Source organism: Arthrobacter sp. P2b (assembly GCF_900168295.1).
Lineage (GTDB): Bacteria > Actinomycetota > Actinomycetes > Actinomycetales > Micrococcaceae > Arthrobacter.
This window is the reverse complement of the sequence record NZ_FVZL01000006.1, coordinates 79,253-94,761: the sequence shown is the minus strand read 5'-3', so window position 1 is coordinate 94,761 and position 15,509 is coordinate 79,253. Positions and strand designations below refer to the sequence as shown.

General features: G+C 67.7%; 9 protein-coding genes. 7 read left to right on the top strand and 2 right to left on the bottom strand.

All coding sequences use genetic code 11. The annotated features are described in order from the left end of the window. Positions 1 to 45: 45 nt before the first annotated feature. Genes B5520_RS11995 through B5520_RS11985 form a run of 3 tightly spaced genes read left to right on the top strand, consistent with a single transcriptional unit; the run spans position 46 to position 7,333 of the window. Positions 46 to 462 carry an MGMT family protein gene (locus tag B5520_RS11995; protein WP_079597289.1) on the top strand — a complete coding sequence of 139 codons (417 nt, stop codon included), beginning with the start codon at positions 46 to 48 and terminating at the stop codon, positions 460 to 462. Next, positions 459 to 3,791 (top strand): ATP-dependent helicase, encoded by a 3,333-nt coding sequence (locus B5520_RS11990; protein ID WP_079597288.1) that lies wholly within the window; start codon positions 459 to 461, stop codon positions 3,789 to 3,791. The genes B5520_RS11995 and B5520_RS11990 overlap by 4 nt, the downstream gene beginning before the upstream one ends. Then, positions 3,788 to 7,333: an ATP-dependent helicase gene (locus tag B5520_RS11985; RefSeq protein WP_079597287.1), complete on the top strand. Its 3,546-nt coding sequence runs from the start codon at positions 3,788 to 3,790 to the stop codon at positions 7,331 to 7,333. The genes B5520_RS11990 and B5520_RS11985 overlap by 4 nt, the downstream gene beginning before the upstream one ends. Before the next feature lie 40 nt (positions 7,334 to 7,373). On the opposite strand, the gene B5520_RS11980 is transcribed toward B5520_RS11985, so the two are convergent. Beyond that, on the bottom strand, positions 7,374 to 8,627 hold the full coding sequence (locus B5520_RS11980; RefSeq protein ID WP_079597286.1) for a macrolide 2'-phosphotransferase: 1,254 nt from the start codon (positions 8,625 to 8,627) through the stop codon (positions 7,374 to 7,376). Positions 8,628 to 8,771: 144 nt separating this feature from the next. Here B5520_RS11980 and nudC point away from each other — a divergent pair, with 144 nt between their 5' ends. From nudC to B5520_RS11965, 3 genes are read left to right on the top strand one after another with little or no spacing between them, the layout of a single operon-like run. Next, a complete protein-coding gene (gene nudC / locus B5520_RS11975) occupies positions 8,772 to 9,794 on the top strand; it encodes an NAD(+) diphosphatase (protein ID WP_079597427.1) in 1,023 nt (340 codons plus the stop codon). Positions 9,795 to 9,850: 56 nt separating this feature from the next. Then, positions 9,851 to 11,986, top strand: coding sequence for an ATP-dependent DNA helicase UvrD2 (locus B5520_RS11970; protein WP_079597285.1), 2,136 nt, complete (start codon positions 9,851 to 9,853; stop codon positions 11,984 to 11,986). Then, positions 11,983 to 12,633, top strand: a complete 651-nt coding sequence (locus tag B5520_RS11965) for a M48 metallopeptidase family protein (RefSeq protein ID WP_079597284.1) — start codon at positions 11,983 to 11,985, stop codon at positions 12,631 to 12,633. Before B5520_RS11970 ends, B5520_RS11965 begins: the two co-directional genes overlap by 4 nt. A gap of 27 nt (positions 12,634 to 12,660) precedes the next feature. On the opposite strand, the gene B5520_RS11960 is transcribed toward B5520_RS11965, so the two are convergent. After that, positions 12,661 to 14,100 (bottom strand): zinc-dependent metalloprotease, encoded by a 1,440-nt coding sequence (locus tag B5520_RS11960; RefSeq protein ID WP_079597283.1) that lies wholly within the window; start codon positions 14,098 to 14,100, stop codon positions 12,661 to 12,663. 292 nt (positions 14,101 to 14,392) lie between these two features. On the opposite strand from B5520_RS11960, the gene B5520_RS11955 reads away from it, so the two are divergent. Next, entirely contained in the window at positions 14,393 to 15,421 is a 1,029-nt protein-coding gene (locus tag B5520_RS11955) for a YlbL family protein (RefSeq protein WP_079597426.1), read from the top strand. Positions 15,422 to 15,509 lie beyond the last annotated feature (88 nt).

The window sequence follows — 15,509 nt, the reverse complement described above, 5'->3', positions numbered from 1 at the left end:
ACCTCCGACAATTCCCGGGAGCGCCACTGCGGCTAGATTGGATCAATGCGGATTGAGTACGTGGAGGCGGTGCTGGCGGTAGTGGAGCTGGTACCGCCGGGGTCCGCTGTCTCGTACGGGGATGTCTCCGAACTGCTCGGCTCGGGTGGACCCCGCCAGGTGGGCTCGGTCATGAGCCATTACGGAAGCGGCGTTCCCTGGTGGCGGGTCCTCAAAGCGAGCGGACATGCCCCCGAAGGGCACGAGTCCGAAGCCCTGCGGCATTACCTTGAAGAAGGAACCCCGCTTGCCGGTGCCCACGAATCGTTCCTGCGTACCGGGGAAGGCCGCTGGCGGGTGGATCTTCCGGCCGCCCGGTGGACGCCAACCGACCCGGAGTTTGACCGAATGGACGCCATTGCTGAACAACTGGAGCGGCGGCTTCATCGATTGTCAGTGGCTGATGATGGAATGTCGGTGTGACAGTAACTCTTCCCTTCACGGAACCACGCGACGAGCAACGGCAAAGCCTGGAGTCCGGCCACGCCGTGGCTTCGGGCACCGCCAACGCCGTCCAGGACCGGGCCCCTTCGGCGGCCTCCCTGCGCCTGCTGCCGCCGCGCCACCTGCACGCCGCGGCGCCGTCACTGACGTCCGATCAGCAGGCGGCAGTTGATGTTCCCCAGGGGGCCGGGCCCGTGCTGGTCCCCGGGGCGCCGGGGACGGGCAAGACCACGGTCCTGATCGAGGCTGCCGTCAAGCGCGTCCTGCGGGACGGCGTCGATCCCGAACGGATGCTGATTCTGGCGCCGAGCCGTCTGGCGGCGGATTTCCTGCGGGACCGTTTCACAGCCCGGCTGGACAGGAGCCTCAGCACCACGCCGGCGCGGACCTGGGCCTCGTACGCCTTTGACGTGATTCGGCGCGCCAAGGCCGAGGGCGTCATTCCGCTGTCCAGGCCGCCGCGCCTCCTGTCCGGCCCTGAGCAGGACCTCATCATCAAGGAACTCCTGGAAGGCCACCGCCTGCCCGGACTCGAACTGCCCTGGCCCCGCGACCTGGACGGCGCGCTGGAAACCCGGGGGTTCCGCCACGAGGTGCGGCAACTTTTCGACCGGATCATCGAGTCCGGGCGGACTGCCGGGGACCTGGAGCAGCTCGGCCGGGAGTGCGGCAGGCCTGACTGGGTTGCCGCCGCTGCCCTCTACAGCGAGTACCGGGACGTCCTGGACCTGCGGATGCCGGAGGCGTTCGATCCCGCCGGAATCATCACCGCGGCGCGCCAGATCTTCCAGGATGTTCCTGAATTCCTGGCTGCAGAACGCGCACGGCTGCAACTGATCCTGGTGGATGACATCCAGGAAGCAAACCCGGCAGTGTTCGAGCTGCTGGCAGATATCGCCGGGGGACGGGACTGCTTCGTGGCGTTCTCACCTGACACCGTGGTTCAGGGCTTTCGCGGGGCACGGCCGGACCTGGTGGCTGAGCTGCCCCGGCTGCTGTCACCGGAGGCTCTGGTCCTGGAGCGCCCGCTGTCGCATTCCCACCGGCTGGCTCCCGCCTTGGCCGATGCGTGGCTCGACGTTGCCGGGCGGATCTCGCAGCGGGCCGGCGGCCAGCTGGCGCGGCGGCTCCACCATCCGGAGGGAAACGTGCCGCAAGGGTCGGTTCAGGCGCACCTGGTTCCGTCAGCCGTGCACGAGCTGCGCTACGTGGCCCAGCGGATCCTCGACCAGCACATCAACCACGGCCGTGATTTGACGGACATGGCGGTGATTGTGCGCAACGGCGGGCAGGTCAGCGAACTGCAGCGCTACCTTTCCGGGCAGGGGATCCCGGTAAGGGTGCCGGTGGCGGAATCCGCCGTCCGGGACGAGGTTGCCGTTCGCCCGCTCCTGGACGCATTTGCGGTCGCCCTTGACTCCACGCTCTTGACTCCAGAGGCCGCGGTATCCCTCCTCACGTCACGGATCGGTGGTGCCACCTCGATTGAACTGCGCCGCCTCAGGCAGTCGCTGCGCCGGGAAGAGCTTTTGGGCGGCGGCGGGCGCGCCAGCGATTCGCTCCTCGTCGAAGCGCTTCTGCAGCCCGGTGCGCTCGCCACGCTCGGCATCGAGGGACGCGCCGCCCGCCGCACAGCCCGGATGATCCAGGCCGGCCGGGAAGCAGCATGCCAGCCAGGCGCCAACGCCGAGTCTGTGCTCTGGGCGCTGTGGAGCGCCACCGGTCTCGCCGCCGCCTGGACGGAAACCGCACTGACCGGCGGCCCGCACGGTGCCAGGGCCGACCGCGACCTCGACGCGATGATGGCACTGTTCCACACCGCGGAGCGTTACGTGGACCAAATGCCGGGCGCCGGGCCTGAGCAGTTCCTGGAGTACCTGTTGAACCAGGAACTGCCCATGGATACCCTTGCGGCGCGGGCCCAGGTTGACGATGCCGTGGAGCTGATGACCCCCGCCAGCGCAGCTGGACGGGAGTGGCCTGTGGTCATTGTCGCCGGCCTCCAGGAGGGAGTATGGCCCAACACCCGGCTTCGCGGTGAGCTCCTGGGCAGCACCCTCTACGCCGACGCCGTGGAGCATGGTGTCCAGTACGCGCTGCAACGCGATCCCCTGAGCCGGCTGCGCGACATCCGCTACGACGAACTTCGGAGCTTTTCCACCGCGGTGTCACGGTCCCGGGAGCTGCTGATCTGCACCGCCGTCTCATCGGAGGACGACCAGCCCTCGTCGTTCCTTGATTACATCGCCCCCTTGGAGCGGGACCAGGAAAGCAGGGCTTTTACTACGGTGGAACGCCCCATGACGCTGCGGGCCCTCGTTGCCGAACTCCGCCAACATGCACAATTGGACGGAAGCGGGGCGGCACAGGCCCATGAGGCGGCGAGGGTGCTTGCCCATCTCGCGGCCGCCGAGCCGCCGGTTCCCGGTGCCCACCCTGCCAGCTGGTGGGGGCTCGCTCCGCTCACGTCCGACGCACCCGTGGTGCCGCCCGGCGGAATTGTGTCCGTGTCGCCGTCGAAGGTCGAAACCGTGCAAAAGTCGCCGCTGGACTGGTTTGTGCAGGCAGCAGGCGGCGAAGCGGCGACGGACTTTGCCCGCAGTTTGGGAACACTGGTCCATGCCATCGCCCAGGAGATGCCGGATGCGTCCGGCACGGAGTACGTTGCGGAACTGGTCCGCCGCTGGCCCACCTTGGGCATGAAGGACAACTGGGAGGGCAGGCTTGATTTCCAGCGCGCCGAATCGATGGTGCGCAAGCTCGCGCAGTACCTTGTGGTGATGAGGAGCGAGGGACGCAGCCTCGTGGGAGTGGAACAGGATTTCGAGGTGCCCCTCGGCGAAGTGACTGTGGACGATGGCCTGCCGCGGGAAGCCATCCTCCGCGGCCAGGTGGACCGCCTGGAGATCGACGGCGAAGGCAGGCTGGTCATCGTGGACCTCAAGACAGGAAAACGGCAGCCGGGCAAGAGTGAGCTGTCCAGGCACCCCCAGCTTGGCGCGTACCAGGCGGCAGTCCTGGCGGGCGGCTTCACGGGCAGCGGAAACAGCCAGGATGCCGGCCTTCCCGGCGGAGCAGTGCTGGCCCAGCTCGGAACAGGCGCGAAAAACCCGGCAATCCAGCAGCAGGACGCGCTTGATCCCCAGGAAAACTGGGCCCTGGACATGGTGAAGGATGCAGCACAAGTGATGGGTGGCAGCGGGTTTGAAGCACGGCATGATCCGGCGAAGGGAAGCCATGGCGGCCATGGCTGCAAACTTCCCGAAGTGTGCCCGTTGTGTGCGCGTGGAAGGCAAGTGACTGAATGAGCCAGGACCTCCAGGTGCTTCAAGACCTCGAATTACCACCCGCTGCAGCGCTTCCCGGCGGGCCCTTACAGCCGCCCCAGGTACGGTTCAGCCCCGAGGAGCTGTCCGGGCTGCTCGGCGAAAAGAACGTGCCCACCCCCGAACAGTCCGGCATCATCTCCTCACCGCTGTCGCCGCGGCTGGTCATTGCCGGGGCCGGGTCGGGAAAGACCGCCACCATGGCGGACCGGGTGGTCTGGCTCGTCGCCAACGGCTGGGTACGGCCCGAAGAAGTCCTCGGGGTGACCTTCACGCGGAAGGCGGCCGGCGAACTCGCGTCCAGGATCCGGGCAAAGCTGGTGGCCCTGCAGCGGCTGGTTTCCGCGGACACCGCAAACAAGGTTTTCCCGAAGGGCCTGCTCAGCAGCGACGCGCTGGAACCGAAGGTGTCCACATACCACTCATTCGCCAGCGGCATCGTGTCCGACTACGGGCTGCGCCTGGGGGTGGAACGTGATGTTGTCCTCCTCGGCGGCGCGCAGGCGTGGCAGCTCGCCAGCGAGGTGGTGGAAGCATACGACGGCGAGTACGCGCACTTCCGTGCCGCCAAGTCCACCCTGGTGAAGGCAGTCATCCAGCTTGCCGGCGAATGTGCCGAGCACCTCCAGGAGCCGGAGGACGTCGAAGCCTGGCTGATGGCACGGCTCTCGGACTTTGAAGCGCTGCCCTACCTGGCCGACAAGAAAAAGAACCCTCCGCAGGCAGCGGCCGAGCTCGCCGGCATGCTCCGGACCAGGGCCAGCGTGGCGGACATGGTCGGCAGGTATGCGGCGGCCAAGCGGGCCCGCGGCGCGCTTGATTTTGGTGACCTGGTGGCACTTGCAGCCAAAGTCTCCCGGGACGTTCCACTGGCTGCCCAGATGGAGAGGCAGCGCTACAAGGTGGTGCTGCTCGATGAGTTCCAGGACACCTCCCACGCCCAGCTGGTCCTGTTCTCGCGCCTGTTCGGCGGCGGACATGCAGTCACGGCCGTCGGCGACCCCAATCAGTCCATCTACGGCTTCCGCGGGGCCTCAGCTGGTCAGCTGTTCCACTTCGTCCGCGAATTCCCGGTCCGCAACGGGCCGGCGGCAGAGCCCGGAAGCTGGGCACCTGCACCCACGTCCTACCTGACCACGGCCTGGCGGAACGGGCGGTCAATCCTGGCGGCGGCCAACGTCATGTCGGATTCGCTCAGTAAGGCCGAGGCCCATCGGGGACCGGCAGGTGGCGGGGGTGCTGCCCGCGCGGAGGTGCCGCCGCTGCAGCCCAGCCTGCATGCCGTCCAGGGCGCCGTGGTCCTCGGCCGCTTCGGCAGCGATGCCGAGGAAGCCTCCGCTCTCGCGGACGATGTCCTGAAGTATCAGGTGACGGACTTCGAGCTGAAGCCCGACGGCTCTCCGGTGCCGCCGGCCATCGCCGTCCTGTGCCGCCGGCGGGCACAGATGGAAACCATACGTCGCCAGTTTGAGGCACGCGGCATCGCCTACGAGATCGTGGGCCTGGGCGGCCTCCTGGATACCCCGGAAGTGGTTGACCTCGTTGCCACCCTCCGTGTCCTGGCCGACCCCGGGCGCTCGGACGCGCTCATGCGGCTGCTGGCGGGGGCCAGGTGGCGGATAGGACCCGCTGACCTGATGGCGTTGCGGGACTGGTCCAGCCAGCTGGCACGCAGGCGCGGACATGCCCCGGACGGATCCGGTGACGGGGAGACCGACGCCGAGCCGGCGGAAGCGGATGCGACGGTCCTCGAGGGAGACCTCACTGACGGCGCGAGCCTGGTGGAGGCGTTGGACTGGCTGCCCCGGGAGGAATGGACATCCTCCAGCGGCAGGTCCCTCAGCGCCGAAGCCCGCAGTCGGCTGCTCCGGCTTTCGGCAGAGTTGCGGCACTTGCGTGGCTACCTAGGGGATGACCTCACAACACTCCTGGGGGAAGTGGAAAGGGCCATGCTCCTGGATATCGAGGTCGCAGCCCGTCCCGGCGTCAGCATCCACCAGGCCCGCCGCAACCTTGACGCCTTCCAGGACGCCGCGGCGGGGTTCCTTCGGACGTCACAACGAGTGGACATCCTCGCCTTCCTGGCGTGGCTGGAAGCCGCCGCGACGGAAGAGAACGGCCTTGAGGCGCCTCCCAGCGACGTGAACAGGGAAGCGGTCCAACTCCTTACCGTCCATGCGTCCAAGGGCCTCGAATGGGATGTCGTCTTTGTCCCGGGATTGAACGCCGGCGCGTTTCCCACGGACAAGGACTCCCGCTGGAGCAGCGGGGCGGCGGCATTGCCGTGGCCACTGCGCGGAGACCGTGCGGACCTGCCGCAGTGGGATCTGGACCAGCCTGACCAAAAAGGCTGGCTGGACGCCGAGAAAGACTTCAAAGCAGCCGTCCAGGCCCACGGGGAATCCGAGGAGCGCCGGCTCGCCTACGTGGCCTACACCAGGGCAAAACATGTCCTGTGGGTGTCCAGCGCGGCGTGGGTGGGTTCCCGGGCGGGACGCGCGGAGATGTCGCCGTTCCTTACCGAACTGGAAGCGCTTCTCAGCACCGATGGCGTATCGCCTGCCCGGGCCACAATCCATCCCCGGTCACTGGAAGAAGCCCAGTTGCCGGAGAACAGCCCGCTCACCGCCGAAACGGAGGTCGCCGGCTGGCCATATGATCCGCTGGAGGGTCCGGTGGACCCCCGGACAGGGGAACGGCTCCGCCTTGCCCGCGGGCGCAGGAACACCATGGAAATGGCCGCTGCCCGCGTACTTGCCGCCCTCGAATCCGGTACCGGTGATCTGCAGCCCGCGTTCCCGGCAGCAGGACGCAAACCTGTGCCCGGCGACGCCACGGGGTTGACGGGAACCGCGGCCGGATGGGCCCGGGAAGCGGCCCTGCTGCTGGAACGGCGGGCCCGGAGGTCCAACGGCCAGGACGTCCACCTGCCCAGCCACATTTCCGCTTCAACCCTGGTGGACCTGGGCCAGGACCCGGCAGACGTCCTTGCCCGGCTCCGCCGGCCCGTCCCGCGGGAACCTGGAATGTCAGCGCGGAAGGGAACCGCATTCCACGCCTGGGTGGAGGAATACTTCGGTACAGCCGGCATGCTCGACCTCGGGGAAGCCCCCGGCTCGGACGACCACATCGACGCTGCCTACGACCTCGATTCCATGGTTGCCACTTTCCGGGCATCACCATGGGCTGAGCGGTCGCCGGCCTTCGTTGAGGTGCCGGTGGAGACACGGGTTGGGGAAGTGGTGGTCCGCGGACGCATCGATGCTGTCTTCCAGGACGCTGACGGCCGCTGGGACCTGGTGGACTGGAAGACCGGGCGGCGGCCCTCCGGTGCCCAGCTGAGGGCGCGGTCGGTGCAGCTCGCCGTGTACCGGCTGGCCTGGGCACGGCTGAAGAACGTTCCCCTGGACGATGTGCGGGCCGCCTTCTTCTACGTTGCCGACAACGAGGTTGTGCGGCCCCATGATCTTGGGACGGCGGCGCAGCTGGAGGAAATTGTCGCGGCCGCGCTTCGCTCGCCGTGACGGTCAGCCCGGAGGCTTGGGCCGAAAAGCCTGCGTCCCGCTAGGTCTGCTTGGCGTTGACGATGGAGATCGCGGCGGTGGAGGTGTCGTCCGAGCCCTTGGCATCGGCGTCGTTGCCTGCGCCGGGCTGTGGCTCGACCGGAATGGGGGTTACGTGCACGGCAGGCTGCACCGGCACGGGAAGGACCTTAACGGCGGGCTCGGCCGGTACGGGAACAACCGTAACGGCCGGCACCCCGGCCAAGGGACCGCCGTCGGACGGGCCGACCCCGGAAGCGCCCTCGGTGGAACCAGCCACTGCGGAGGATCCCGCCGGCGGCGTTGCGGTCCCCGCGGCAACCGCGGGGGAGGGCAGGGGCTCCACGCTGATGGGCTGCCCGCCGTGCTCTGCGATATCGCTGGCCAGGGTTTCGAGCATGCTTTCAGCCTCGGCAACCATGCCGGGATCTCCGGCGGCGATCCCCTTCACCAGGTACTGGGCCAGGGCGAATTCCGCAGAAAGTGCCGCCCTGCGCAGCAGATGGTTGTCCGGAGTGTCCCGGCGGCTGGCTGTGTAGCCGGCCAGGACCGCGTCCACGAAGTCCTGCTCGTTTGACGCCACCAGCCAGGCAAAGTCGTCCGCAGGGTCACCGATGCGAAGATCGGTCCACCCGGTGACGGCCGTGACGCGCTGGCCTTCCACCAGAAGGTTGTCCTCGTGCAGGTCGCCGTGGACCACACAGGGATTGAAGCGCCACAGGGACACGTCCTCAAGGGCGTGTTCCCAGCGCAGCAGCAGGGCCGGCGGAATCTTCCCGGTAGTGGCTGCCTGGTCCAGTTCATTCAGCCGGCGCTGACGGAACTCGTTGGGGGTGTAGCTGGGCAGGTCGGCGTTGCTGACCAAAGCCCGGGGCAGGTCATGGATAGCGGCCAGGGCCACCCCGATTTCCCGGGCCAGGGTCTCCGGGCCCGCGGTGAGTTCCTCAACGCTGCGGGTGCTGCCGGCAAGGTGCGAGTAGACAAACGTGCTCAGGGTTCCCAGCCGGACGCTGCCGGCCACCGTGGGCATCAGGAAGGGAAGTTCGGCACGGATACCGGGGGCGAAAGCCCGCAGCACCAGGAACTCGGTTTCCAGCCTGGCACTGGCCTCCGCATGCCGCGGCGACCTAACCCGCCAGCGCTTGCCCTCGGAATCCAGGAGCAGGGCTGAGTCGAAGTCCGCGGGATCATCCGGGGCAGAGCTAACGGCCGTTGGGGTCAGTCCGGGGACTGCCGCGGTTGCGACGGCTGCCAGTTCAATCGGTTTTCTTCTCACCGTTCCACGGTAGATTGCCCGCCGTCCAAGACACCGGTCTGACGGCGGCGAGTCTTCAGATACATCCAAATCCGGGTACCCCGGAGGAGGTCCGCGGCCCGCCCGGAAATGGGCATTGTCGGTCCCAGTCAGTACGGTGGACTCATGAGCCATGCGGAGTTTGCCACACCGGTCCATCAGGGGGTGCCGGCACTGCTGCCGGCGAACCACCTCCGGGACACCCTGCTTCCCGTCCCGCCGGCCCTGGTGGACCGGGGATCGGCCGTGCGGTCCAGGCCCGGCATGGTGGAGGAGCTCCTGGCGCGGACTGAAACGCTGGCCATTGTCCTTTCCGACCGGCAGGGACTGGTGCAGGGCAACGGCCTCTACACTGCCGGCGCCAAGGCGATGCTGGAGGGCCTGTCAGCGGCGGCGGTGACTCCGGAGCTTGTGGTCTACCTGGGATCAGCCCTCCCGGGCGCGGACCTTCCCGCCGGCACCGAGCTGCTGCTGTTTGTCCTTCCGGAGGCTGTTAAGCCGGGCACCGCCGGCATCCCCGCCGACGCGGCATGGGCCGGGTTCCGTGATGTGGCGGCCGGCCTTAGCACAACGGACACTGCGTTGTTCGTGGAGGCAAGCGCCATCACCAACTGGCACGCCGGCCACACCCACTGCCCGCGCTGCGGGACGCCCACGGTGGTTGAAGCGGGCGGTTGGGTACGCCGGTGCCCCGCGGATTCGTCGGAACATTATCCGCGCACGGATCCCGCAATCATCGTCACCGTGGTGGGCCCGGATGGCCGGGTGCTGCTGGGCGGCGGCGGTGCTCCCGACGCAAAAAACTACTCAACCCTGGCGGGGTTCGTTGAGCCCGGAGAATCACTGGAGCAGGCAGTGGTGAGGGAAGTCCTTGAGGAAGTGGGAGTGCGTGTCACTGCCTGCCAATACCTCGGTTCGCAGTCCTGGCCCTTCCCCGCCTCCCTTATGCTTGGATTTACCGCCGTCACCGAAGATGCCGAGGCAACGCCCGACGGCGTGGAGGTCACCAGGGCGCGCTGGTTCAGCCGGGAGGAACTCCAGGACGCCGTGCTCAGTGGTGAGATCACCATTTCCAGCAGGCTCTCCATCGCGCGGGCCCTCATTGAGCACTGGTTCGGCGGGCGGATCGAGGACCGCCCCGCCGCCTGACACCCATATCCATCAGACTCCAAGCATTCGGTAGTCGAGACACAAAAGCAGCAGAAGTGACTACAGAGCATATTGACGGAGCAGCCTCGCTCGAGGACCGCATCCTTGGCGGATTGGACGCCGAACAGCGCGAGGTGGCCAGCACCCTGAATGGCCCGCTGTGCGTTCTCGCCGGCGCCGGGACGGGGAAGACCCGCGCCATCACCCACCGCATCGCCTACGGCGTGCATTCCGGCGTCTACTCCCCGCAACGGCTGCTGGCCGTGACGTTTACGGCGCGGGCCGCCGCCGAGATGCGGAGCCGGCTGCGGGACCTCGGGGCCGGCAACGTCCAGGCCCGCACCTTCCACGCTGCCGCTCTCCGCCAGCTCCAGTTCTTTTGGCCGCAGGCTGTTGGCGGCACATTGCCCAACCTTTTGGACCACAAGGCGCAGATGCTCGCCGAGGCGGCCAGGCGCTTGCGGCTCAGTACGGACCGGGCGTCCATCCGGGACCTCGCGTCCGAAATCGAGTGGGCCAAGGTCTCCATGCTGACCCCGGCCAACTACCTGGAAAACGCGCAGGGAAGGGGAACCCCGGGCGGTTTCGACCTCACCGCGGTGGCCCGGGTGTTCCAGGCCTACGAGGACGTCAAGACGGACCGCAACGTCATCGACTTCGAGGACGTGCTGCTGATCACCGTCGGGATCCTCCAGGAGGATGAGAAGGTGGCTGCCACCGTCCGCGAGCAGTACCGGCACTTTGTGGTTGATGAGTACCAGGACGTGTCCCCGCTGCAGCAGCGGCTCCTGGAACTGTGGCTGGGCGGCCGTGACGAACTGTGCGTCGTGGGCGACGCCAGCCAGACCATCTACTCCTTCACCGGAGCGTCGCCCCGGCATCTCCTCGACTTCAAGGCCCGCTACCCGCAGGCCAACGTGGTCAAGCTGATCAGGGACTACCGCTCCACACCGCAGGTGGTGAAGCTGGCGAACGATCTGCTGGCGGGGCGGCGGAGCGGCGGACCGGCTGCCGACGCCGCCTGGGCAACGCCCCTGCAGCTCGTGGCACAGCGGCCTGCCGGTCCGGCGCCCCATTTCACGGAGTGCTCCGATGACGAAGCGGAGGCCGCTACCGTCGCGCAGAAGATCAAGGTCCTTCTCGACGCCGGCACTCCTGCCAGCGAGGTGGCGATCCTGTTCCGCACCAACGGCCAGTCCGAAGCCTACGAGCAGGCCCTCGCCGCAGCGGGGATCGGGTACCAGCTGCGCGGAGGGGAACGCTTCTTCGCCCGTAAAGAGGTCCGGGACGCCATCCTCCAGCTGAGGGCGGCCACCAGGGCAGTCACGGAGACCGATTCGCCGGAGCCCCTTGGCCAGCTTGTCCGCGATATTGTCTCCTCCCTCGGCTACACGGATTCCGCACCCCACAGCGGCGGGGCGCTGCGTGAGCGCTGGGAATCCCTGGCGGCACTCGTGGCCCTTGCCGATGAACTCGTCCAGGTCCGGGGCGCACAGTTCGGACTGGCGGATTTCGTCAATGAACTCCAGGAACGTTCATTGGCCCAGCATGCGCCCACTGTCCAGGGGGTGACGCTGGCATCCCTGCACGCCGCCAAGGGCCTGGAATGGGATGCGGTTTTCCTGGTGGGGCTCAGTGAAGGCCTGATGCCTATCTCCTTCGCCGACTCGCCCGAGTCCGTCGACGAGGAACGCCGGCTCCTGTACGTCGGGATCACCCGGGCGCGCGAGCACCTGTCGCTGTCCTGGAGCACGGCCCGCACGCCCGGCGGCCGCGCCAACCGCAAGCCGTCCCGGTTCCTCGACGGCCTGCGGCCGGATTCCGTGGTGAGCTCACACACGCGCGGCAAAGGCGCGGCACCCCGCCGGAAAGCAGCGGCCCCCGCCATGTGCAGGGTCTGCGGAAGCATGCTCGCAACCGGGGCGGAACGCAAGGTGGGACGCTGCAATGCCTGCCCGCCTACATACGAGGAACAGACCTTTGACGCGCTAAGGACCTGGCGCCGCGAAGTGGCACTGTCCGCCGAGGTCCCGGCTTTCGTGGTCTTCACAGATGCAACGCTCACAGCCATCGCCGAGGCCCGGCCTGCGTCCCTGGAAGAACTCGCCGGACTTGCCGGGGTGGGCCCCTCCAAGCTGGAAAAGTACGGGGAAGACGTCCTTCGGGTCCTGACGGAAAGCACTTCCCTGTGACCCGGTCTCCAGGGCCGCGGAACCGGCGTGACGGGGCCCCTGGTGCCGGCCTCACCACGGCTGACGGTGCTCCCGTGGAGGTCAGGCGTTCCGCCCGCCGCACGCGCACCGTGGCAGCCTTCTGGGAAAACGGGACCGCCGTTGTTGCCATCCCGGCCCGCTTCACGGCTGCACAGGAAAGCGAGTGGGTGCACCGCATGCTGGCGAAGCTGCAGCGCCAGGGGGAGCGGCGCGCCGCATCAGGCAGGAAACGGCCCGCCTCGGACGCAGCCCTCGCGGCGCACGCCGCGCACCTCTCGGCGCACTACCTGGGCGGACGGGCTGTCCCCACGTCAGTGCGCTGGGTCAGCAACCAAAACTCGCGGTGGGGATCAGCCACCCCGGCGGACGGGACCATCCGCCTCTCGGACAAGCTCCGCCCCATGCCGCAATGGGTCATCGACTACGTGCTGCTCCACGAACTCGCCCACCTCCTGGTGGCCGCACACAACGCCGCTTTCTGGAAGCTGCTGGAGGCCTACCCGGAGACCCAGCGCGCCAAGGCGTTTCTTGAAGGCGTCTCCTTCGCCACCGCACGCGGCTTCACAGACAACGGAGGGGGAGGCGGCGTGCCGGAGCAGGAACCCTGGCCGGACGACGCCGACTAGGCCCCACCCCGGCGGCCACCGCAGGACTCAGCCCTTCGGCTGGTTGTCCCCGCCGTCGTCGTCCTGTGAATCTTCGTCCTTGTCCGTCCCCGCGTCTTTCCCGGCATCCGTGCCCGGCGCCTCGTCGAAACCGCCGCTGAGCAGTTTCTGCAGGGCATCATCCACTTCGCTGTCGCTGGCTTCGGCCAGTTTGCGGCGCCCGCTGAAGCCCTTGGGATCGTCCAGGTCCTCCGCGGTGGGCAGCAGGTCCGGGTGGTGCCAGATGGCGTCGCGGCCCTCGATGCCGCGCTCTTCCTTCAGGGTGGCCCACAGTGTGGCGGCGTCACGCAGCCGCCGGGGACGCAGCTCCAGGCCCACCAGTGAAGCGAAGGCGTGCTCGGCCGGGCCACCCGTGGCGCGGCGGCGCCGGACGGTTTCGCGCAGCGCGCCGGCGGAGGGCAGCATCTTTTCGGTCGCTGCGGCCGTGAGTTCATCCACCCAGCCCTCCACAAGGGCGAGTGCTGTTTCCAGCTTCTCCAGGGCCTGTTCCTGGGCAGGGGTTCGCTGGGGCATAAAGACGCCCTGGGACAGGGCCTCCTGGATCCCTTCGGGGTTGCTCGGGTCGAGGTCCCGGGCCAATTCCTCGATGCGCGAGGTGTCGATGTGGATGCCGCGCGCATAGGCTTCGATAGCGCCGAGCAGATGCCCCCGCAGCCAGGGAACCTGGACGAAAAGGCGGGCATGGGCCGCTTCGCGAACGGCGAGGAAGAGCCGGATGTCGTTTTCAGGCAGGGACAGGCCCTCACCGAACGCGGCAACGTTCGCCGGCAGCAGCGCCATTTCAAGGTCGGCAAGGGGCACGCCGATATCCGTGGAACTGACCACGTCGGCGGAGAGGGCGCCGATGGCCTGCCCCAGCTGCATGCCGAAGATGGCTCCGCCCATGTTCTGGAGCATGGAGGAAGCGCCGCCCATCATGGACTTCATTTCCTCGGGCATCTGCTCCGTCATGGCGGAGGAAAGCGCGTTGGCGATGCTGTTGGCCACGGGTTCCGTCAGCCTCTTCCAGGTGCCCAGGGTGGCCTCGACCCATTCCGCGCGGGACCAGGCCCGGCCGATCAGGCCGGTGGCCGGCAGGTCAGTGACAGGGTCCAGCCACAGTTCCGCCAGGCGGAGGGCCTCGTCCACGTCACGCGACTGCTGGGAGGTTACCGATGGGTCCGAGCTGCTTGCTGCCACGCGCCGTGCATTGTCGTGCGCCAGCGTCCAGTTGACGGGCCCCTCGGACGGGGCACTCATCATGGCCTGCACCTGGGAGAACATCTGGGCCAGCAGGTTGGGGTCGTTCGGCAGGCCGGCGGCCTTGGCGAGTTCGGCGGGGTCGAAATTTTCCATCCCCTTGCCGCCCATCAGGTTCTGCAGCATCTCGGTCAACGGATCCTTGGGGGTATCGTCGCCGTTGGACGGATTAAGTGGATTGGAGGTCATGATCCCGCCGATCGTCGGTGTGACTGTTGATCAACCTTCACGGTACCCCGGCCATGGTCGGCTGTCTGCCGCACTGCGTTGTCGTTCGCTGTAGGCAAAGAGCTGTCCCTGTCTGCCACCGCGTAGTGTTGGTGGGGTGACTACAACCCGTGGCGGCTACCCCTCCGAGGACCACGCCCCTGAGCTTCCCCACGATGGCTTTTCCTGGGAAAAAGACGCCGGCATAACGGCCGACGGCGGGACCGCACCTGAAGAGGCCGGCACACCGCCCCGGGACCCGCGGGTGTCCACCATGATGCTGGCAGGCATGGCCGCGCTGGGCCTTGGAATCGGCGTCGCCACGATTCCCGTCCCGTATGTTGTGGAATCACCCGGCCCCACGTACAACACGCTGGGGCAAAGCCAGGGAACCCCGGTCATCAAAGTCACCGGCAGGGAATCGTACCCCGCTGCGGGGAACCTCGACCTGACCACCGTGTACGTCGCCGGCGGCCCCAACGGGCCAGTCAGCATTATTGGTGCCTTTTCAGCCTGGCTGGGCCGGACCAAGGCCGTCCACCCGGTGGAGCTCCTCTATCCCACGGGGACCACCCGGCAGGAAGCCGAGGAACAAAGCGCCGTGGCCATGACCACCTCGCAGGAGAACGCCGTGGCCTCGGCACTCAACGAGCTGGACATCCCTTTCGGCCAGCAGCTTCAGGCAGCGGACCTTTCCGAAGGATCGGCGTCGGCGGGCAAGATCCAGCCCGGGGACATCCTGAAATCCATCAACGGCAAGGACATCACCGCGCTGTCCGTCATCCAGGAGGAACTGGCCGCGGGCAACGGCGCCCCCGCCACCGTCGTCCTGGAGCGCGAAGGACAGCCGGTCACCGAAACCATCACCCCGAAGGACAATGGCCAAGGCCGGTTCATCCTCGGTGTCATGCTCAAGTATCTGTTCACTTTCCCCTTTGACGTGGAGATCTCCCTGGAGAAGGTAGGCGGTCCGTCCGCCGGCCTGATGTTCTCGCTCGGCATTATCGACACCGTCACCCCCGGCGACCTGACCGGCGGCAAGCACATCGCAGGGACCGGCACCATTACCCCGGACGGGGCGGTGGGGCCCATCGGCGGGATCGGGCAGAAGATGCAGGCTGCCCGCGCCGGGGGAGCCACCCTGTTCCTGGCGCCCGCCGCCAACTGCGAGCAGGTGGCAGGGCACATCCCCGACGGCCTGCAGGTGGTACGGGTCGAGAACCTGGCAGAGGCAAGGGCCGCCGTCGAACGTGCCGGCACCGGCCAGGACACATCCGGCCTGCCGGGCTGCACAAACAACTAGACTGGGCGCAACTAGACTCGACAGGAACTAAGCTTTACCGCCACTCGTGGCAATTATGACGGGCAAAACCAGCCGTTTGACCGGTGGA